Genomic DNA, 19,262 nt, shown 5'->3' with positions numbered 1-19,262 from the left:
AGCGGCGCGCGCACACGCGCAAGCCTTTCTCGTGCACGGCGTACCTGAGGCTGCCCACGCAGCAGGTGCTGGAGGTGCACACGATGAACTACTCCACCCTTTGCTGCGCAAAGGATGGAGTTTCACAGGGGCGCCCACGCGCCCCTATACCGGCCAGTTCCTGACCGTTTTGCGTACCCAGCGCCCAGTTCAGCACGACGCGCGCCGAAGCCAGGTCGCGAGGCTCGGTGTAACCGCATTGCGCGCATGTGTGCGTGCGCATCGACAGGCTCTTTTTAGCCAGGGCCCAGCACGCGGGGCATCGCTGGCTTGGCTTGAGCTTGAGTGTCGGCGCCTCGACCCATTCGCCACCAGTTTCCAGCACTTTGCAGCGAAGCAGGGAAGTGAACAGCGCGGGGGCTGTGTCCAGAATCTCGCGGTTCAGGCCCGCTTTCTGAGCAACGTTCTTTCTGGGTTCCTCCATCGTCCCGCACGCGCTGCGCGTCATGTTGGCGATGCGCAGCCCTTCGGTGGCCACCAGCGCGAAGCGGCCGGCGAGTTTGGCCGTTTCCTTGTGCGCCCAATCCAGGCGGCGCCGGGCGGTCTTGGCGCGTGCGCTGGCGAGTCGTTGCACGGCCTTGCGGCGGCGGTTGCTTCGCTTGTTGCGCTTGCGCGAGACGGCCTGCTGCAGCCCGATGATGTGGTCCTTCTCGGTCTGCCACCAGCGCGGGTTGTCCAGGCGCAATTCCTCGCCCGCGTGGTCCACGCCGGTGAAGAAGGTTTGCACGCCCCAATCGAAGGCCATGGCAGCGTTGCCCGTGCGCTCGCGCTGCGGCGTGCCGATGTCCAGCGTTAGCGACAAGTACCACTTGCCGTCGCGGTGTAGCACGTCACTGGCGCGCACGTCGCCACCCTGGCGGGCATTGCCGCGTGCGCGCAGGTGCCCAACGCCCGACAGCCGCAGCGTGCCGTGTCTCCAGTCGGCGCCAGGAGTGAAGCGCCAGCCGTCACCGTGCCCCTTGAAGCTGAAGCCCGGGAACCGGGCCAGCGACTTGAAGCGCGGGAACCCGGGCGCCTGACCCGCCTTGACGCGGCGGAAGAACGCGGCGAACGCCTTGTCCAGCCGGCGCAGCGTCATCTGCTGGCTGGAGCAGTTCGCCGCCTCGGCCCACTCGGGGCACTGCTTGCGCAAAGCGGTGAGCGACTTGCACTGCGCCGCGAAGGTCAGCGACTCGCCGGTCTTGCGATAGCAGTCGATGCGTTCTTCCAGCGCGGCGTTGTAGAGCTGCTGGTGCGAGCGCAGCAGCGCGTGCAAGGCCGCTTCCTGCTTCAGCGTCGGGTACAGCCGAAGGGTCGTCTTGCGAAGGTTGCGCGGCGCGTTCATGCCTTTGGTTAATATAGCATGAATGCAGATAAACACCCTTAACCACTGCGTTTATTCACTTCACTACCATTTGGTCCTGGTCACGAAGTACCGGCGCAAGTGCATCACTGCGCCAATGCTGGAGGACTTCAAGAGCCAAGCGCGCGAGCGCTGCCAGGCATGGGGCGGGCGGCTCATCGAGTGCAACGGCGAGCCCGACCATGTGCATCTGCTGCTGGAGTTGCCGCCCACCACGGCCCTGGCCGACTTTGTGAACGCGCTCAAGACCGGCACCAGCCGGCGCTTGCGCAACACCTTCGCCACACACCTGGACGCCTTCTATGCCAAGCCCGTGCTCTGGTCGCGCAGCTACTGCGTGCTGTCCTGCGGCGGTGCGCCGCTGGCCGTCCTGCAGCAGTACATCCAGCAGCAGGACCAGCCCGAGAACTGAAAGCCGGCCTTGCGGCCAGCGCGCTATCCCTCTCCACCCAATGCGGGTGGCTTCGCCTCCAGGGGCCGCTTACGCGGCCGACCTCATTGGATGGAGCCCCCCGCGCTTTCGGTGGACCACGTTACGGCCCAGGGCCGCGTGGCCTACAGCGTGCTCAGCGGGCGGGAATGCGGCTTCCTGGTGAGGCTGCAGTTCGTGAACCTGGCGCCGGAGTACTGGGAAATCATCGAAAAGCACTTCCAGAGCGCCGGGATGGGGTGGAGCCAGGAGAAGGACTGATGCCGCTTCGGCATCCCGCGGGCTACGGCTGTACCCACTTCCCCCCGTTGCGGTCGAAGCAGGCCCTTCGCTGTCCCTGCGGCAGCAGCTCCAGCCAGTCCATGCTGCGCACTTGCGCGTGCACCAGCGCGAAGTAGCCGCGCGAGGAGCGCTCGGGCGCGGCGGCCTGCGACAGCGGCTGGCCGGGCGGCAGGGGCGAGAGATAGTCCTGCGCCGCCGGCGTGAGCTTCAGCCGCGCCCAGCGTGAGGACACCGCCAGCCCCTCGGTCTCCACCTCCAGCGTCACGCGCAGCCGCAGCTGCCAGCTCAGCTGCGGCGACCACACCACCAGCGTGCCGTGCGGGAACTGCGCGATGTGCTGCACCTTGGTGCTGCGCGAGTCGGTGAAGAACAGCAGCGCGCGCGCGTCGGCGTCCACCTCGCGCAGGATCACGCTGCGCGCATGCGCCTCGCGCCCGTCGGTGGTGGCGAGCGTCATGGTGCGCCAGGGGTGGGATCGATCGGCGCTGGCGCGCGCCAGCTCCGCCCAGCAGGCGGCTTCGATCCCGGGCAGCGACTCCAGCTGTTGATCCATCCGGCCTCCGTCACAGAAAACTGCGCTGTCCGTGCAATGCGCCACGCAGCGTAGGCGTGCGCAAGCTTCGGAGATTCACCTGGATCAAAGCAAGGCGCCGACCCGGGTTCATCCCGGGCCGGCGCCTTGATGGGGAGTGGAGGCCGGACACTGCCCGGCCGCGGGCCTTATTCCTCGACGTGGCCGTTGCCGTTGCCGTGCGCGGCGGGGCTTTCGCGGCGCAGGGCGGGGAAGAGGATCACGTCGCGGATGCTGGCGCTGTCGGTGATGAGCATCACCAGGCGGTCGATGCCGATGCCGCAGCCGCCCGCGGGCGGCATGCCGTACTCCAGCGCGCGGATGAAGTCGGCGTCGTAGTACATCGCCTCCTCGTCGCCGGCGTCCTTGTTCTTCACCTGCGACAGGAAGCGCTCGGCCTGGTCCTCGGCGTCGTTGAGCTCGGAGAAGCCGTTGGCGATCTCGCGGCCGGTGATGTAGAGCTCGAAGCGCTCGGTGCGCGTGGGGTCGGTGTCGGCGGCGCGCGCCAGCGGGCTCACCTCCACAGGGTGGTCCACGATGAAGGTCGGCGCCCACAGGTGGTGCTCGACGTACTCCTCGAACACCCCGAACTGCAGCTGCGCCAGGTTCCAGTGCGCCGGGGCCTCGTGGCCGCCGTGCTTGAGCTGCGCGCGCAGCGCGGCCTCGTCGTCGATGCGCTCGGCGCCGACTTCCGGCACGTACTTGACGATGGCGTCACGGATGGACAGGCGCTGGAAGGGCTGCTCCAGGTCCACCTCGCGGCCCTGGTAGCTCACCTTGGCGCTGCCGGTGGCCTGGCGCGCGGCGTGGCGGATGACCTGCTCGGTGTAGCCCATCACGTCGTGGTAGTTCCAGTACGCGGCGTAGAACTCCATCATCGTGAACTCGGGGTTGTGCCGGACCGAGATGCCTTCGTTGCGGAAGTTCCGGTTGATCTCGAACACCCGCTCGAAGCCGCCCACCAGCAGCCGCTTGAGATACAACTCCGGCGCGATGCGCAGGAACATCTCCTGGTCCAGCGCGTTGTGGTGCGTCACGAAGGGTTTCGCATTCGCGCCGCCGGGGATGGGATGGAGCATGGGCGTCTCCACCTCCAGGAAGCCGTGCTCCACCATGTAATTGCGGATGGAGCTGACGGCCTTGCTGCGGGCCACGAAGCGCGCGCGGGCGGCCTCGTCGGTGATCAGGTCCACGTAGCGCTGGCGGTACTTCTGCTCCTGGTCCGTCATGCCGTGGAACTTGTCCGGCAGCGGGCGCAGGCTCTTGGTCAGCAGCCGCAGCTCGGTGACCTTGATGGACAGCTCGCCCGAGCGGGTGCGGAACAGGGCGCCCTTGGCGCCGAGGATGTCGCCCAGGTCGTTGTGCTTAAAGGCGTCGTAGGCCTCGTCGCCCACGTCGGCCTTGGAGACGTAGAGCTGGATGCGCCCGTTGGTGGGGCCGAAGGAGGCGTCCTGCAGGGTGCCGAAGCTGGCCTTGCCCATGACGCGCTTGAGCATCAGGCGCCCGGCTACGGCCACGGCGATGGCCTGGGGCTCCAGCTCTTCGTTGGGCACCTGGCCGAAGCGCTGCTGCAGGTCGGCGGCGTCGTGCGTGGGCTTGAAGTCGTTGGGGAAGGCCACGCCGCCGCGGCCGCGGATCGCCGCCAGTTTCTCGCGCCGCTCGGCGATGAGCTTGTTGTCGTCGGTCTGGGGAAGTTCGTGGCTGCTCATGGCTGACAGAGGCTTTGCGGCGGGCAAAAGGGCGAATTGTAGGCAGGGCAGGGTGGGCGGGCCCGGGGGCAGGATGGCGGGTGGCCTTCAACCACAATCTCCGTATCTGGAGGCGTTCACGAACCCCATACGGAGTACGCGCATGGTCGTTTCGCAGCACAAGTTGACGCTCAGCGAGTTCCTAGAGTGGGAGAACGCCCAGCCCGACCGGTACGAGTTCCATCGCGGCGAGGTGTTCGCGATGGTGGACGGGCGCCGCAGCCATGGCCGCGTCGTCGCCAACCTGGTGCGTCACTTGGGCAATCAGCTCGACAGCACGCCGTGCCAAGTCTTCAGCGAGTCCATGAAGGTTCAGGTGGCCGACGACACCCTCCTGTACCCCGACGTGTTAGTCACCTGCGACAAGGCCGATCTCGCCACGGAAATGATCTTCCGCGCGCCCACGCTGGTGATCGAGGTCCTGGCGCCCAGCACCCAGGCCTACGACCGCAGCCAGAAATTCGCCCTTTACCGCCGTATTGCCGCATTACACGAATACGTGCTGATCGATCCCGACACGCGCCGCGTGGAGTCCTTCCGGCGCACGGCCGACGGCGGCTGGACCTTCCACGACATGAGCGTGGACGCGGCCATGGCGCTGCCGAGCGTCGACTGCGACGTGACGCTCGCCGAGGTCTTCCAGGGGTTGGACGCGGCCTGATCTGCGTTCAGGCCGCGTTCCCCCGCGCGGCGACAATGCAGCCCCCCGCTGCCGTCCCCTGAACTCCCATGTCCCTCGCCGGCCTGGCCCGTGGTGCCAGCCTGAACCTGCTCGCGCGCGTCGCCACCGTGGCCCTGGGCCTGGGGCTCATGGTTTACGTGGCGCGCCTGGGGCCGGAAGTGCAGGGTGCCTTTGCGCTGTTCATGGCCGTGGAGTCGGTGCTGCTGACCCTGGGCTCCGGCTTCGGCCTAGCGCTGGCGCGCCGGATCTCCCATCACCAGGAAGCCCCCGGGCCCGGACTGCGGCGCTGGCTGGCGGTGTCGGTGGCCTTCGGGGCCGTCGCCTCGCTGGTGCTGCTGGCGCTGGCGGCGACCGTCCAGCGCCCGCCCTACGACCGCCTGGGCCTGATGGCGCTGGCGGCGCCGCTGCTGCTGCTGGTGCCCACCGCCACCGGGCTGTGGCTGGGACAGGGCCGCATGGCGCCGCTGAACCTGCCGCAGGTCGTGGCCCCGGCGCTGGTGCTGGGCGCGCTGCTGCTCCTGCCCGGCCAGGGCGCCGATGTGCTCGGCCCCGTGCTCGTGGCCTGGGTGGCGGCCAAGGCGCTGGTGGGCGTGGGGACGGCCGCGGCGGCACTGCGCAGCGCGCCCTCCGGCCCGGAGCACCCCTGGGACGGCCTGAAGCGCGATGCGCGCTTCGTGGTCGAGATCGGCATCACCAATGTCGTGAGCCTGCTGAACTACCGCGTCACGCTGTTCCTGGTGGAGCGCCACGACGGGCTGGCCGCCGCGGGCGTCTATTCCGTGGCAGTGCAGGTGGCGGAGCTGCTGTGGCTGCTGTCGTCGGCGCTGACCATCTCGGCCTACCACCGCATCGGCCAGCGCGACACCGACGCCGCCGCGCGCACCGCGCTGCAGGCGGCGCGGCTCAACGTGGCCCTGGCGGCGGTGGCGGCGCCGCTGCTGTGGGGCGCGGCGGCGCTGGCGCTGCCGCGCGTGCTGGGTGAGGCCTATGCCGGCAGCCTGATGCCGCTGGCGGCGCTGCTGCCGGGCATCGCGGCCTACGCCGCTGCCTCCAGCCTCTCGGCCTTCTTCACCAATCACCTGGGACGGCCGCACCTCTCGGGCCTGATCGCCACGCTGTCGCTGACCCTGAACACCCTAGGCTGCCTGCTGGCGGTGCCGCGCTGGGGCGCGCTGGGCGCGGCGGCCAGCACCAGCGTGGCCTACGTGGGCGCCATCGGCGTGGCCTTGTGGCTGTTCCGGCGCGCCGCGCGGCCCGGCGCCGGGGAGGCGCCCCTGGCACAGCCGCGACAATAGAAGTCTTTGCCTTTTCCACTGAAGCCGCTCGCCGTGTCGATCAAGAGAGCCCTGCTGTCGCTGCTGAGTTGCGTGCTGGCGCCGCGCATGGTGTACGGCTGGCGCACTCCCGACGGCCGGCTGCTGCGGCACACGCGCGTGAGCACGCACTCGCACGTGGAGTACCGCGACACGCTGCACATCGGCGACCACGTCTTCATCGGCCACTTCAACTTCCTGGACGCCTCGGGCGGGCTGACCATCGGCGAGGGCTGCCAGATCACCAACCACGTCTCCATCCTCACCCACAGCTCGCACCACGCGCTGCGCGTGTGCGGGCGCGGCTACTACGGCCATCCGCGCCCGCCGGGCTACCGGCAGGCCTCCACCGAGATCGGCCCCTACTGCTTCATCGGCCCGCACGCCGTCATCGCCCCGGGCACCAAGCTCGGCCGCGGCGTGCTGGTCACGGCCTACAGCTACGTCTCGGGCACGGTGCCGGACTTCGCCGTGGTGCAGGGCCAGCCCGCGCGCGTGGTGGGCGATGTGCGCGACGTGGACCGCACGCTGCTGAAGCTGCACCCGGAAATGCGCGAGCACTACCGCGCCTGGGCCGGAGAGCTGCCATGAGCGCGCTGCCCAAGGCGCCGCAGGGCGCGGCTGCGTCGCCGCGCCCGCTGCGCATCCTCTTCACCGGCGACGCCGACAGCGTGCACCTGCAGCGCTGGGTGTGGGAGATGCGCTGCCGCGGCGTAGAGTGCCACGTGCTGACGCGGCGCCCGGCGGTGGTGCCGGGCGCCGCTGCCGTGCACGCCATCCGCCCCGGCAGCGACGGCGCGGGCTGGTTCCTGGCGCTGCCCGAGGTGCGGCGCTGGGCCGCGCGCATCGCGCCGGACCTGGTGCACGGCCACTACGTCAGCTCCAACGGCCTGTGGGCCGCGGCCAGCGGGCGCCGCCCCATTGTGCTCACCGCCTGGGGCACGGACCTGCTGGTGACGCCGCGGCGCAGCCGCCTGATGCACGCCATCACCGGCTGGACACTGCGCCGCGCCGACCTGCTCACCGGCGACTCGCGCGACCTGATCGAGGCCATGGACGGCTACGGCGCCACGGCCCCGCGCCAGGAACTGCTGTGGGGCGTGGACACCGAGCGCTTCGAGCCGCCCGCGCCGGGCGCGCGCGGGGACGCCGCCTTCGAACTGCTGAGCCTGCGCTCCTGGGAGCCCAATTACCGCATCGACGTGATCCTGCAGGCGCTGGCCCTGCTGCAGCAGCGCGGCACCGGGCGGCCTGTGCGGCTGGCGCTGCTGGGCGGCGGCTCGCTGGAGCCGGCCCTGCGCGAGTTGGCGCGCACGCTGGGGCTGCAGGACGCGGTGCGCTTCGTCGGCCGCCAGGACGATGCCGGCATGCGCGCCTGGATGCAGCGCTGCCACGTCTCGGTGAGCGTGCCCGAGAGCGACGCGACCTCGGTGTCGGTGCTGGAGTCCATGGCCTGCGGCCTGGCGCTGGCCGCCTCGGACCTGCCCGCCAACCGGCAGTGGATCGACGACCGCGGCGGGCGCCTGGTGCCCGCGGGCGACGCCCGGGCGCTGGCCGACGCGCTGTGGACGCTGCAGGCGCTGCCGCGGGAGGAACTGGGGGCCATGGGCCGGCGCAACCGCGAGATCGTGCTGGAGCGCGCCGCGCGCAAGCAGCACATGGACCGCATGTACGCGCTGTACCTGCAGCTCACGGGCCGCGCGGCCGGGGAGGCGGCATGAATGCTTCCGCCATGCCGCGGCTGGTCAGCGTGATCGTGCCGTGCCGCAACGAGCGCGCGTACATCGGCGCCTTCTGCGCCTCGGTGCAGGCGCAGCGGCTGGCGCCGGGCTGGGCGCTGGAGCTGCTCATCGCCGACGGCCACAGCGACGACGGCACGCGCAAGGAACTGCTCAGGCTGGCGGCGGCGGACCCGCGCATCCGCATGCTCGACAACCCCGGGCGCATCGTCTCCTGCGGCCTGAACCGGGCGCTGGAGGCGGCGCGGGGCGAGGTGATTGTGCGCATGGACGTGCACACCACCTATGCCGACGACTACGTCGCGCAGTGTGTGGAGGCGCTGCAGCGCAGCGGCGCGGCGGTGGTGGGCGGACCGTGGAAGGCCGAGGGCGCCGAGCCCTGGCAGCGCGCCATCGCGGCGGCCTTCCAGTCGCGATGGGTGTCGGGCGGGGCGCGTTCGCGCCAGCTCGACTACGAGGGCGAGGCCGACACCGTCTATCTGGGCGCGTGGCGGCGCGAGGCCTTCGAGCGCTTCGGCGGCTTCGATGAGGCGCTGGTGCGCAACCAGGACGACGAGCACAACCTGCGCGTCACGCTGGGTGGCGGGCGGGTATGGCAGAGCGCGCGCATCCGCTCGGTGTACCGGCCGCGCGGCTCGGTGCGGGCGCTGTTCCGGCAGTGGCTGCAGTACGGCTACTGGAAGCCCTTCGTGATGAAGAAGCACGGCCAGCCCGCGGCGCTGCGCCAACTGGTGCCGGGCGTGTTTGTGGGCGGGCAGCTGCTGCTGACGCTGGCCGCGCTGCTGGGCGCGCCCTGGGCGCTGCCGCTGGCCTGGCTCGGCGCCTACGGCGCGGCGCTGGGCGCGCTGTCGCTGCTGGTCGCCGCCGACGGGCACTGGGCGCTGCTGCCGCGGCTGCCGGTGGTGATCGCGGCGCACCACGTGGGCTACGGCATCGGCACGCTGCTGGGCTGGTGGGACGTGCTGCGCCACGGGCGCGGGCGCGAGCGCTTCAGCCGGCTGACGAGGTGAGGCCGAGCCGGCCATGAGCTCCACCCCTGACCATGACGAACCCGCCGCCGTGCGCGAGCGCTACGCGCGCCGCGCCGGCCTGGCCGACCGCTACCACCCGCTGCGCGTGGAGGTGCTGCTGGCGCGCCAGCAGCGCGAGCGCGCGCTGTGCGCGCTGCTGCGCGGGCACGCGGGCTTCGACCTGGCCGCGCTGCGCCTCACCGAGGTCGGCTGCGGCCACGGCGACAACCTGTTGGAGCTGCTGCGGCTGGGCTTCGCGCCCGGGCACCTCACCGGCATCGAGCTGCTGGCCGAGCGCCAGGCGGCAGCGCGCGCGCGGCTGCCCGCGGCCACTCGGGTGCTGCTGGGCGACGCGGCGGTGGCCGACGTCGCCCCCGGCAGCCAGGACCTGGTGCTGCAGAGCACCGTCTTCTCCTCGCTGCTGGACGACGCCTTCCAGCAGCGCCTGGCCGATGCCATGTGGCGCTGGCTGCGCCCCGGTGGCGCGGTGCTCTGGTACGACTTCGCCTTCGACAACCCCGGCAACCGCGACGTGCGCGGCGTGCCGCTGGCGCGCGTGCGCGCGCTGTTCCCGCATGGGCGCCTGACGGCGCGGCGCGTCACCCTGGCGCCGCCGCTGGCGCGCGCCGCCGTGCGCGTGCACCCGGCGCTGCACCGGCTGCTCGATGCGCTGCCCTGGCTGCGCACGCACCGGCTGTGCTGGATCGCCAAGCCCGACCCCAAGAACTGAGAGAACCCTGGCCGTGAGCAAGCCCTTCCTGCCCTTTGCCCTGCCCGAGATCGGCGACGAGGAAATCGCCGAGGTGGTGGACACCTTGAAGTCCGGCTGGATCACCACCGGCCCCAAGGCGCGCCGCTTCGAGCAGGCCTTCACCGAATTCCTGGGTGACGACTCGCTGCAGAGCATCGCCGTCAACTCCGCCACCGCCGGGCTGCACCTGGCGCTGGAGGCGCTGGGCATCGGCCCGGGCGACGAGGTCATCACCACCACCCACACCTTCACCGCCACCGCCGAGGTGGTGCGCTACCTGGGCGCGGACGTGAAGCTGGTGGACATCGACCCCGCCACGCTCAACATCGACCCCGCCGCCATCGAGGCCGCCATCACGCCGCGCACCAAGGCGCTGCTGCCGGTGCACTACGCGGGGCTGGCGGCGGACATGCCGGCGATCCTGGCGATCGCAAGGAAGCATGGGCTGAAGGTGGTGGAAGACGCCGCGCACGCGCTGCCGACCACCAGTGCCGGGAAGCTGGTGGGCACGCTGGAGAGCGACGCCACGGTGTTCAGCTTCTATGCCAACAAGACCATGACCACGGGCGAGGGCGGCATGCTGGTGACGCGCGACCCCGAGCTGGCCAAGCGTGCGCGTGTGATGCGGCTGCACGGCATGAGCCGCGACGCCTTCGACCGCTTCACGGCCACGGTGCCGAGCTGGTACTACGAGATCGTCGCCCCCGGCTTCAAGTACAACCTGACCGACATCGCCGCGGCGCTGGGGCTGCACCAGCTCGGGCGCTCGCGCGGGTTCCAGCAGCGGCGCGCGGAGATCGCGGCGCAGTACGACGCGGCCTTCGCCGGGCTGCCGCTCATCACGCCGTCCAAGCCACAGCCGGGCGACACGCACGCCTGGCACCTCTACGTGCTGCGGCTCCAAGACGATCTGCCGATCGCGCGCGATGCCTTCATCGAGGCGCTGTTCGCCGCCGGCATCGGCTGCAGCGTGCACTACATCCCGCTGCACCTGCACCCGTACTGGCGCGACCGCTACGGGCTGCGCGCCGAGGACTTCCCGCACAGCCAGCGCGCCTTCGAGCGCATGCTGAGCCTGCCCATCTACACGCGCATGAGCGACGCGGACGTGCAGCGGGTGGTCGAGGCGGTGCGCGGCGCGCTGCAGCCGCGCTGAAGCGGGCGTTGAGTGGAAGGCGCCTTCGGGACATGGGCAAACGAGTGTTCGATCTGGTCATCGCCGCGGCGGCGCTGCTGCTGCTGTCGCCGCTGCTGCTCTCCATCGCGCTGTGGATCCGGCTCGATTCGCCCGGCCCGGCGCTGTTCCGGCAGGAGCGGGTCGGGCGGCACGGCAAGCCCTTTCGCATCCACAAGTTCCGCACCATGCGCACCGACGCCGCGGGGCTGCCGCTGACGGTGGGGCTGGACGCGCGCATCACCCGCGCCGGGTGCTGGCTGCGCTCGCGCCGCCTGGACGAGCTGCCGCAGCTCATCGACGTGCTCAAGGGCGACATGAGCCTGGTCGGCCCGCGCCCGGAAGTGCCGCGCTACGTGCAGCACTACCCGCCGGCGCTGCGCGAGGCGGTGCTCTCGGTGCGCCCGGGCATCACCGACCCGGCCTCGCTGGCGCACCTGGACGAGGGCGCGCTGCTGGCGCAGGCGGCCGACCCGGAGCGCGCCTACGTCGAGCAGGTGCTGCCCGCGAAACTGGCGCAGCAGGTGGCTTACGCGGGCAGCGCCACGCTGGCGTCGGACCTGCGCATCCTGCTGCGCACGCTGCGGCTGCTGGCCTCGCGATGAACGGCGCGCACTTCTGGAGCCGCCTCGACCGGCTGCTGGCACGGCTGCGCACGCGCCGCGAGGCCCTGTCCATGGTCCTGGACGGCGTGGTCATCGCGCTGGCCTGGAACTTCACGTACCTCTTCCGCCTGGGCTTCGAGCGCTGGTGGAGCGCGCGGCCGGGCTACGACCCCTGGGTGATGGCCGGCGTGATCGCGGCCTACCTGGTGGTGTTCGCGCTCATGGGCATCCCGCGCGGGATGTGGCGCTTCGTGGGCGTGCGCGAGCTGCGCCGGCTGGGCACGGCCTGCTTCGCCGCCGGCGCGCTGTGCGCCGTGGCGGTGCTCATGGCGCACCTGCACGCGGTGCCGCGCGCGGTGCTGGCGCTGCATCCGCTGATGAGCCTGCTGGGCGTGTGCGGCATGCGCATCGCCTACCGCATGCTCTACGAGAACGCGCGCCAGCACGGCGGCAACGGGACGCCGCAGCGCGCGCTGGTGCTGGGCGCGGGCGAGGCGGCGCGCATGCTGCTGGCGGGCATCCACCGCCAGGGCTGGCGCGTGCTGGGGCTGCTGGACGACGACCCGGCCAAGCTCGGTGCGCGCATCGGCGGAGTGCAGGTGCTGGGCACGCTGGCGGACGTGGGGCGAGAGGAGGTGCGCGGCGACGCCACGCACGTCATCGTCGCCATGCCCGGCGCGCCCGACACGGCGCGCCGGCGCGCGCTGGAGCTGGCCGCCGCCACCGGGCTGCACGTGCTCACCGTGCCCTCGGTGGACGAGCTGCGCCACGGCCTGAGCGCGGTGGACCGGCTGCGCAACGTCGAGGCCGAGGATTTGTTGGGCCGCGACCCCGTGGTGCTGGACGAGGCGGGCATCGCCGAGACGCTCAACGGCAAGACCGTGCTGATCACGGGCGCGGGCGGCTCCATCGGCAGCGAGCTGTGCCGCCAGGTCGCGCGCTACGGCCCGGCGCGGCTGGTGCTCTACGAGCTGGGCGAGTTCAACCTCTACAGCATCGAGCAGGAGCTCTCCGACCGCTTCCCGCACCTGCCGCTGGTGCGGCTGGTGGGCGACGTGAAGGACCTCGCGCACCTGCGCGCCACCTGCGCGCGCTGGCGGCCGCAGGTCATGTTCCATGCCGCCGCCTTCAAGCACGTGCCGCTGATGGAGGAGGACAACGCCGGCGCCGCGCTGCGCAACAACACGCTGGGCACGTACCACGCGGCGCTGGCGGCGGCGGAGGTCGGGGCCGAGCGCTTCGTGCTCATCAGCACCGACAAGGCGGTGAACCCGACCAACGTCATGGGCGCGACCAAGCGCGCGGCGGAGCTGGTGGTCAGCGCCATGGCGGCGCGGCACCCGCGCACGCGCTTCATGGCCGTGCGCTTCGGCAACGTGCTGGGCTCCAGCGGCAGCGTGATCCCGAAGTTCAAGGAGCAGATCGCGCGCGGCGGGCCGGTGACGGTGACGCACCCGGACATCATTCGCTATTTCATGACCATCCCCGAGGCGGCGCGGCTGGTGCTGCAGGCCGCGGCCATCGGCGACAGCGGCCAGGTGCTGGTGCTGGACATGGGCGAGCCCGTGCGCATCGTGGACCTGGCGCGGCAGCTGATCCGCCTGGCGGGCATGACGACGGAGGAGGTGCCCATCGTCTTCAGCGGCCTGCGCCCGGGCGAGAAGCTGTTCGAGGAGCTGCTGGCCGACAACGACACCACGCTGCCCACGCGCTTCGAGCGGCTGCGCATCGCGCGGCTCAACGACGACGGCGCGCGCGAGCGCGTGGAGCCGTGGCTGCAGCGCTGCGAGGCCGCGGCGCGCGAGGGCGACGCGGCGGTGCGCGCCTGCCTGCGCGAGCTGGTGCCGGAGTTCCGGTCGGGCGGCTGAGCGAGGCGGCCCGGCCGCCGCCCTGAGGCGCGCCGCGGCTGTCATCCCCTGAGGCCGATGTTTCCCCCCAAGGGGGGAGGGCTCCCCCCGGGTCCATAGATGAGGGCGCATCCACGTGCACAGGGGGCGTTCCAGAATGGCCGACTCCACCTCCCGGTGCCGCGCGCCTGCTGTCCCGTGGTTTCCCGCGCGTTCGCCGGCCTGCCTATCGCGGTGCCGCATGCCTGAACTGCCGACGCTCCCGGACGTCTTCTTCCCGCGACGCAATCCTTCCGGAGGGAGCACCGGACTGCTGGGCGGCTTCTTCACCAGGCGTTGACCCCCGTGCCGGCCAACACGCTGCTGTCGGGTGCCGCCGTCTACCTGGTGGCCAACGTCGTCAACGCCGCCATCCCTTTTGCGCTGCTGCCGCTGCTGACCCGCGTGCTGGGGCCCGAGGGCTACGGCGAGGTGGCGATGTTCCAGACCCTGCTGTGTGCGCTGGAGCCCCTGGTGGGGCTGAGCGTGGCGGGGGCGGCGGGGCGCAAGTTCTACGACGCCGACGGGGCCTGCGCGCAGCGCGAGCTCGCGGGCTTCATCGGTGCCTGCCTGCAGCTGGTGCTGTGCGCCAGCGTGCTGATGCTGGGCCTGATCCAGCTGCTGCGCGAGCCGCTGGCAGCGGCGCTGGGGCTGCGGCCGCAGTGGATGTCCTGGGCGGTGTTCTCCTGCGCCTGCTCGGCGGTCATGGGCATCCGGCTGGGCCAGTGGCAGGTGCGCCACCAAGCGCGGTGCTTCGGGGCGCTGCAGGTCTCGCAGGGGCTGCTCAACATGGGGCTGTCGCTGCTGCTGGTGGTGGGACTGGATCAGGGCGCGGACGGCCGCATGGCGGCGCAGGTGGGGACGACCGGGCTGTTCGCGCTGCTGGCGCTGGCGCTGCTGCGCCGCGACGCGTTGCTGAGGCTGCTGGTGTGGCGGCCGGACCAGCTCAAGGATGCGCTGGCTTTCGGGCTGCCGCTGGTGCCGCATTTCTCCGGGCTCTTCCTGCTCAACGCGGTGGACCGCGTCGTCATCCACGCCGAGCTGGGCTTGGCCGAGGCGGGCGTCTACATGGTGGCGGTGCAGGTGGCCAACGGCATGGGCCTGGTGTTCGACGCCCTCAACAAGGCCTACGGCCCGTGGCTGTTCGAGCGGCTGCAGCGCAACGACGCCGCGGAGAAGCGGCGCATCGTGCGGCTGACTTATGCCTGGTTCGCGCTGGTGCTGCTGGGCGCGGCGATGGCGCTGGAACTGGGGCCGCTGCTGGTGAGCTGGCTCGCGGGGCCGGAGTTTGTGCACGCGGGCGCGCTCATCGGCTGGCTGGCGCTGGGGCAGGCCTTCAACGGCATGTATTTCATGGTCAACAACTACGTTTTCTATTCGCGGCGTACCGGGGCGCTGGCGCTGGTCACCGTGGTGTCGGGCCTGGTCAACGTTGCCTTGCTGCTGATGCTGGTCAAGCCGCTGGGGCTGCCGGGCGCCGCCATGGCTTTCAGCCTGAGCATGGGGCTGCGATTCGCGCTGACGTGGTGGGTAGCGCAGCGGCGGTGCCCTATGCCGTGGTTCGGGGTCGAAATACGGCCATCCTCGTCGTCGTGAACCGTGATATCGCGGAAGGGAAAGGCGGTCGAGCACTCTCGCTGCATTTGATTTCAAACACGGTTTGCGAAAATTTCGTGCTGAACCTTCGTGTTTGAAGAGTCCATCAGTGCAATGCCGGACGTGGACTTGACTTCAGACAGCACCTTGATTGCCGAGAATGTGGCTGATGGAGTGCTTGTATTGTGCAATCACAAGCTTCTCATCAAATTCTTGCTCCATTTTCAGTCGGCCCCGGATGCCCATCAATTTTCGCTCTGCCGGTTCCATGGCGGAAAATTTCAGCATCTTTCGGGCCAGATCCTGAGGATCATTGGCCCGGCACAGCAAGCCGGAAACGTTGTCTTCGACCACGTCGCGACACCCTGGCATGTCGGTGGTGATGATGGGTTTGGCCATCGCGGCAGCCTCCATCAAGATGCGCGGCACACCTTCCCTGTAGAAGGAGGGCAGTACTACGCAGTCGGTACTGGCAATGAAAGGCCGTACGTCGCTGGTATTGCCCAAATACTGGATCACGCCCTCCTCGTGCCATGCCCGTACCTGCGCCTCGGTCAGGGCGGACGCATTGTTGACGCCGCAAGGCCCCAGCAGCTTGAACACGATGTCGGGCCGTTCTCGGCGCACTATGCGGGCAGCCTCGACAAAATGGCCGACTCCTTTTTCCCACAGTAGGCGGCCAGCAAAAAGAAAACTCAAGTCATTGCCGCCCGAGCTTGCTGGTTCCGAGGGCGCGAAGTGCGACAGGTCGATGCCCTCGCTGGGCAGCAGACGAGCCTTGGTACCGTCGATGACACGCCTCGATGTCATTTCCCCCAAATCATCACGATTCAGGAAGAAGACGATCTCGGCGTGGCGTTGGGTAATTTTCAGTAGCCCTTCGATCATCCGGGCGCTTATATTCCTGGATGTGAAGGGGGAGCCCAGGCCAGTAATGACGCTGATGACCGGTATCTTGAGTGGGCGTGCCGCCATCAATCCGTAGATGACTGGTTTGATCGTGTAGTTGATGATGATGTCCGGCGCCACCGACTGGTATAGCGAACGCAAGGAGCGGATGGAACGCAGGTCTCGAAAAAGGTTCTTGCCTTTGCTGTCGATGTAGATGGGGTGAAACCGGCAGCCAGCCTGCAGAAGATTTTGGGAGAAGGAGTCTGCCGGCGCTGCCACATGGACTTCAAAACCATTGGCTTGGAAGGCGCGAATGATGTTGAGCCTGAAGTTGAAAATGGACCAGGCGGTGTTGGAGACAAGCAATATTTTCATGGCAGGTTTATTTTCTAAGAATGAATTCCAACTCGCAGACAGTGCGGGATGTCAGTCGCCAGAAGGTGGGGAACGGAAAGTTGTTGCAGTTTTCCAGGATGCCTCGCATCCGGGCCTGCATGGCGCGTCGGGTCCTGAGGGTGGAAATGCCGCCTATCGAGAATATGCTCAAGGGCCGGTTGATCCAGGAGGTGTTGAGGTGAACCTTGTGCTCATGCGTGTGAATCAAGTCCGCAAGTGGGCCGACATCGGTTCGGAAAGGACGTCCAATCAACCATTCCCGCTTGTAGATCAGGCCTTGCGAATGGCAGGGATTGCGCCAGGGAAAAATGCGGCGTTGACCATGGAACGCAGCATTGCTGAAGGTTGAAATGATTCGACCGTTGGTGTCTTCGATCAGCACAGGACCATAGATGACCGGCGCATCAGGGTGGAGGGTCGCATGCTGGGCGAGGTCGGCGACCACGAAGGCATCGGCCAAGCGGTCACCGCAGCCAAGATAAATGAGGTATTTTCCCCGGCTGGCGCGCATGCATATGTTGAAGGCGTCATAAATGCCCTGATCTTTTCCTGTAAGCAGTTTCAAGGTGACATGCTGAAACCCAAGGCAGCGCTGCTGCACCTCGGGGGCCAGATGGTCATCCAGTGTCTTGACGACCAGTTCAATGTCGCCATGGTTCTGCTGCGCAAGGGAGTCAATTGTCTTGTGGACAGGCTCGGCAGATTCCTTGGGTCCTATGGCCATGCAGACCGTGAGCAAAGGTGAGGTCATCGTGCCAGCTTCAGAATGGACCGATAGAGCAGCGAGCGCAGAGGGTTGCGGTGCAGTGCCGCACTTCGGGTCCAATATGTGTTGCCATAAATATGGTCAAGGATGCGGGCGTGTCGCAGCGTCCGTTCCATGACTTGCGAGAACGTTTTCAACTTTCTAGCAACCCATTGGTAACCACTGACATACCCGATGGCGTTGTCGGCATGCTGAATGTAGATCATGGAAGGCCCGGGTGCTCTCTCCATGGTTCCGTCGTGTATGGCCAGCTGGGCAATGACATAGTCATGAGGCGCCTTGGCTGCTTCGGGAAAGTCCACGCACAGTTTTAGGTATTTTTTTGCCATGGCTGGCGTGGTTGAAAATGTCATTCCTTGTGACGGAGTTTCAAGCAGCCCGGTGTGAACGGATTCGTCGAACCGATGCATGGTCAGTACGTTGAAGTGCTGGTTCACCACCAGTGTGCTGGACGCCATGGTGGCGTTCGAGGCGCGTGGGCTGAAGCGCACAGGCAGGCAGTAATCGTCCTGGTCGATGAACTGAATCGTCTGCGCGTCTTCTATACCCAGTGCATCCACCATCAATTCCTGGAAGCAGCCTGGGTAGCCCGAGGCGTGCAGGCGCGAATAAAGACGCAGATCAATTTTCTTGCTCTGGGCTACGGCTTGGAGTTGCTCCAGGGTAGCCTTGTTCCATTCGACCTCGCTGTTCGGGCCGTCCGCCACCACCAGAAAGACATGTCCTTGGCCGGCAGGACAGGCCGAAAGGGCTGACTGCAAAAGCAGCACATGCCGCCCTGCCGGCTTGTACAGAGGAATGAGAAAAACCGATTTCATGCGATCTTTTGCTTTCGTCTGGTCCTGCTCGCCGTGCGGGCGGAGAATGACCGGCGTTGCCCGAGTGCTTTGCACAGCAAGGCTGCAACAAAAAACATTCCAAGTTGCAGGCATGAGAGATACCAGTCCTGCAACAGGGTATAAACAAATACCGCAATAAGAACGCGGTAGCGCGAGCGGTCGGCAAGCCGCAGGGCCTTGCCAAAAAAGAATGCGAGCGGTAATCCGATGAAAAATGCTGAAACCAGTTGGTCGACGACGAAGGTCGGGTTGGGCCCAAAGCCCCGCCAGTCGCTATACAAGGTCCCGTGCAGCCAGACGCCTGGCACGACGAAATCCTTCTGGGTCAACTGGAACAGCGGCCAGGCCAGGTAGGCCGGTGAAATGTGGGGGTAGCTGAAGACCTGGTCGTCCAGGGAGTCGATGTAATCCAGTACATCAACGTTGCGGATGATTCGCTCAAAAATCAGTCCGGCGACTTCGTTGAACGCCGCCGCATCCGGGAAGAGGCGCTGAACCATGAAAATGGCCAGCATGAAGCCACCCGCAATAATGCCCATCAATGCCGGGAAGGGAATCCGATGGCGATACACGAACAGGAAGGTCAGCAGCAGCGGCATGAACGAGCCCTTGCTCAGTCCCGTGACGAATGATGCCGCGGTCATGGCGATGGCGGCCACCTGTATCCAGGACCAGCGGCTCTGGCTTGCCGCTCTGCAAATGGTGTGGACGCTCAGCCAGCTGGTAAGAAAAAGAATATAGGCCGTATAGCGGGAGGTGGTGCTTTCGGCAAGCTCCATCAAGAGCGCTGCCTTGTCATCCAGCGTGGTGTAGCCGGAGGAAATGTTGATATAGCACTGCAGGGCAGACAGTGCCAGGACGAGGGGAGCCGCGTCGAAGTCCAGCCAGTCGTCCGTGCGGGCGATTGCGGCCTTGGAAACCGGGCGAGTCCAGTAACCCAGCAGCAACAGCAAAATATAGAGCAGCGCCGCCAGCCGAAGGGCCGGCACGGAGGTGCTCAAGCCTGTCCACAAGGTGATCAGCGAAAGATTCAGTGCAAGAAATATCCGCTGATCCCAGCGCCGACCGAGCAGACACCAGTAGACCAGCACGCCGAAGAGCGCGCATGCCAGCAGCAATGGGTTCTCAAGGACGGTTTCTGTGAACATGGAAAGAGTGGCCTGTAAGATGGGGAAGTGGCCTGCCAGACATGAATGTTTCTT

19 protein-coding genes are annotated in these 19,262 nt (G+C 68.0%); 12 read left to right on the top strand and 7 right to left on the bottom strand.

The genetic code is table 11. The features are described 5' to 3' along the window. Positions 1-88: 88 nt before the first annotated feature. Complete coding sequence (locus H537_RS40325; protein ID WP_156901257.1) at positions 89-1,399, bottom strand: RNA-guided endonuclease InsQ/TnpB family protein; 1,311 nt, start codon at positions 1,397-1,399, stop codon at positions 89-91. Between H537_RS40325 and tnpA the strand changes: the two genes are divergently transcribed. Together tnpA and H537_RS0100775 are read left to right on the top strand one after the other, a co-directional pair. Continuing rightward, entirely contained in the window at positions 1,386-1,793 is a 408-nt protein-coding gene (tnpA, locus tag H537_RS0100780) for an IS200/IS605 family transposase (protein WP_028996382.1), read from the top strand. The two genes, H537_RS40325 and tnpA, sit on opposite strands and share 14 nt — an antisense overlap. A gap of 111 nt (positions 1,794-1,904) precedes the next feature. Beyond that, positions 1,905-2,072, top strand: coding sequence for a hypothetical protein (locus tag H537_RS0100775; protein WP_156901249.1), 168 nt, complete (start codon positions 1,905-1,907; stop codon positions 2,070-2,072). 22 nt (positions 2,073-2,094) lie between these two features. On the opposite strand, the gene H537_RS0100770 is transcribed toward H537_RS0100775, so the two are convergent. Both H537_RS0100770 and lysS read right to left on the bottom strand, forming a co-directional pair. After that, the gene (locus tag H537_RS0100770) at positions 2,095-2,646 is read right to left on the bottom strand and encodes a PNPOx family protein (RefSeq protein ID WP_028996380.1); all 552 of its coding nucleotides are present in this window, start codon (positions 2,644-2,646) and stop codon (positions 2,095-2,097) included. Between the two features lie 167 nt (positions 2,647-2,813). Continuing rightward, positions 2,814-4,373 carry a lysine--tRNA ligase gene (lysS, locus tag H537_RS40320; protein WP_051241449.1) on the bottom strand — a complete coding sequence of 520 codons (1,560 nt, stop codon included), beginning with the start codon at positions 4,371-4,373 and terminating at the stop codon, positions 2,814-2,816. Between the two features lie 142 nt (positions 4,374-4,515). On the opposite strand from lysS, the gene H537_RS0100760 reads away from it, so the two are divergent. The 10 genes from H537_RS0100760 to H537_RS0100715 all read left to right on the top strand — a co-directional run bounded on the left by H537_RS0100760 (position 4,516) and on the right by H537_RS0100715 (position 15,168). Further along, on the top strand, positions 4,516-5,073 hold the full coding sequence (locus H537_RS0100760) for a Uma2 family endonuclease (RefSeq protein ID WP_028996379.1): 558 nt from the start codon (positions 4,516-4,518) through the stop codon (positions 5,071-5,073). A 68-nt stretch (positions 5,074-5,141) separates the two neighbouring features. Continuing rightward, positions 5,142-6,389 carry an MATE family efflux transporter gene (locus tag H537_RS40315; RefSeq protein WP_051241447.1) on the top strand — a complete coding sequence of 416 codons (1,248 nt, stop codon included), beginning with the start codon at positions 5,142-5,144 and terminating at the stop codon, positions 6,387-6,389. A gap of 33 nt (positions 6,390-6,422) precedes the next feature. Further along, positions 6,423-6,998, top strand: a complete 576-nt coding sequence (locus H537_RS0100750; RefSeq protein WP_310732998.1) for an acyltransferase — start codon at positions 6,423-6,425, stop codon at positions 6,996-6,998. Continuing rightward, on the top strand, positions 6,995-8,128 hold the full coding sequence (locus H537_RS0100745; RefSeq protein WP_084150247.1) for a glycosyltransferase: 1,134 nt from the start codon (positions 6,995-6,997) through the stop codon (positions 8,126-8,128). The genes H537_RS0100750 and H537_RS0100745 overlap by 4 nt, the downstream gene beginning before the upstream one ends. Continuing rightward, positions 8,125-9,156, top strand: a complete 1,032-nt coding sequence (locus tag H537_RS0100740) for a glycosyltransferase family 2 protein (protein WP_028996376.1) — start codon at positions 8,125-8,127, stop codon at positions 9,154-9,156. The genes H537_RS0100745 and H537_RS0100740 overlap by 4 nt, the downstream gene beginning before the upstream one ends. A 13-nt stretch (positions 9,157-9,169) precedes the next feature. Further along, positions 9,170-9,886 carry a methyltransferase domain-containing protein gene (locus H537_RS0100735; RefSeq protein WP_028996375.1) on the top strand — a complete coding sequence of 239 codons (717 nt, stop codon included), beginning with the start codon at positions 9,170-9,172 and terminating at the stop codon, positions 9,884-9,886. 13 nt (positions 9,887-9,899) lie between these two features. Continuing rightward, a complete protein-coding gene (locus tag H537_RS0100730) occupies positions 9,900-11,063 on the top strand; it encodes a DegT/DnrJ/EryC1/StrS family aminotransferase (RefSeq protein WP_028996374.1) in 1,164 nt (387 codons plus the stop codon). A 32-nt stretch (positions 11,064-11,095) separates the two neighbouring features. Beyond that, positions 11,096-11,686 (top strand): sugar transferase, encoded by a 591-nt coding sequence (locus H537_RS0100725; protein ID WP_028996373.1) that lies wholly within the window; start codon positions 11,096-11,098, stop codon positions 11,684-11,686. Continuing rightward, positions 11,683-13,554, top strand: a complete 1,872-nt coding sequence (locus H537_RS40310; RefSeq protein WP_043457951.1) for a polysaccharide biosynthesis protein — start codon at positions 11,683-11,685, stop codon at positions 13,552-13,554. The genes H537_RS0100725 and H537_RS40310 overlap by 4 nt, the downstream gene beginning before the upstream one ends. A 324-nt stretch (positions 13,555-13,878) precedes the next feature. Then, the gene (locus H537_RS0100715; RefSeq protein ID WP_028996372.1) at positions 13,879-15,168 is read left to right on the top strand and encodes a lipopolysaccharide biosynthesis protein; all 1,290 of its coding nucleotides are present in this window, start codon (positions 13,879-13,881) and stop codon (positions 15,166-15,168) included. 135 nt (positions 15,169-15,303) lie between these two features. Here the strand turns inward: H537_RS0100715 and H537_RS0100710 are convergent, their stop codons facing one another. Genes H537_RS0100710 through H537_RS0100690 form a run of 4 tightly spaced genes read right to left on the bottom strand, consistent with a single transcriptional unit; the run spans position 15,304 to position 19,208 of the window. Further along, positions 15,304-16,434 carry a glycosyltransferase family 4 protein gene (locus H537_RS0100710; RefSeq protein ID WP_028996371.1) on the bottom strand — a complete coding sequence of 377 codons (1,131 nt, stop codon included), beginning with the start codon at positions 16,432-16,434 and terminating at the stop codon, positions 15,304-15,306. A gap of 7 nt (positions 16,435-16,441) precedes the next feature. Beyond that, the gene (locus H537_RS52175; RefSeq protein WP_156901247.1) at positions 16,442-17,206 is read right to left on the bottom strand and encodes a glycosyltransferase; all 765 of its coding nucleotides are present in this window, start codon (positions 17,204-17,206) and stop codon (positions 16,442-16,444) included. Continuing rightward, complete coding sequence (locus H537_RS0100695) at positions 17,203-18,039, bottom strand: glycosyltransferase family protein (RefSeq protein WP_028996369.1); 837 nt, start codon at positions 18,037-18,039, stop codon at positions 17,203-17,205. Before H537_RS0100695 ends, H537_RS52175 begins: the two co-directional genes overlap by 4 nt. Beyond that, the gene (locus H537_RS0100690) at positions 18,036-19,208 is read right to left on the bottom strand and encodes a hypothetical protein (RefSeq protein WP_156901245.1); all 1,173 of its coding nucleotides are present in this window, start codon (positions 19,206-19,208) and stop codon (positions 18,036-18,038) included. The genes H537_RS0100695 and H537_RS0100690 overlap by 4 nt, the downstream gene beginning before the upstream one ends. Between the last annotated feature and the right edge of the window lie 54 nt (positions 19,209-19,262).

The sequence above is a fragment of the Azohydromonas australica DSM 1124 genome (genome assembly GCF_000430725.1).
Taxonomy (GTDB): Bacteria; Pseudomonadota; Gammaproteobacteria; order Burkholderiales; family Burkholderiaceae_C; genus Azohydromonas; species Azohydromonas australica.
Note: the sequence above shows the minus strand (reverse complement) of the source record. Positions and strands in the feature narration are given on the sequence as shown.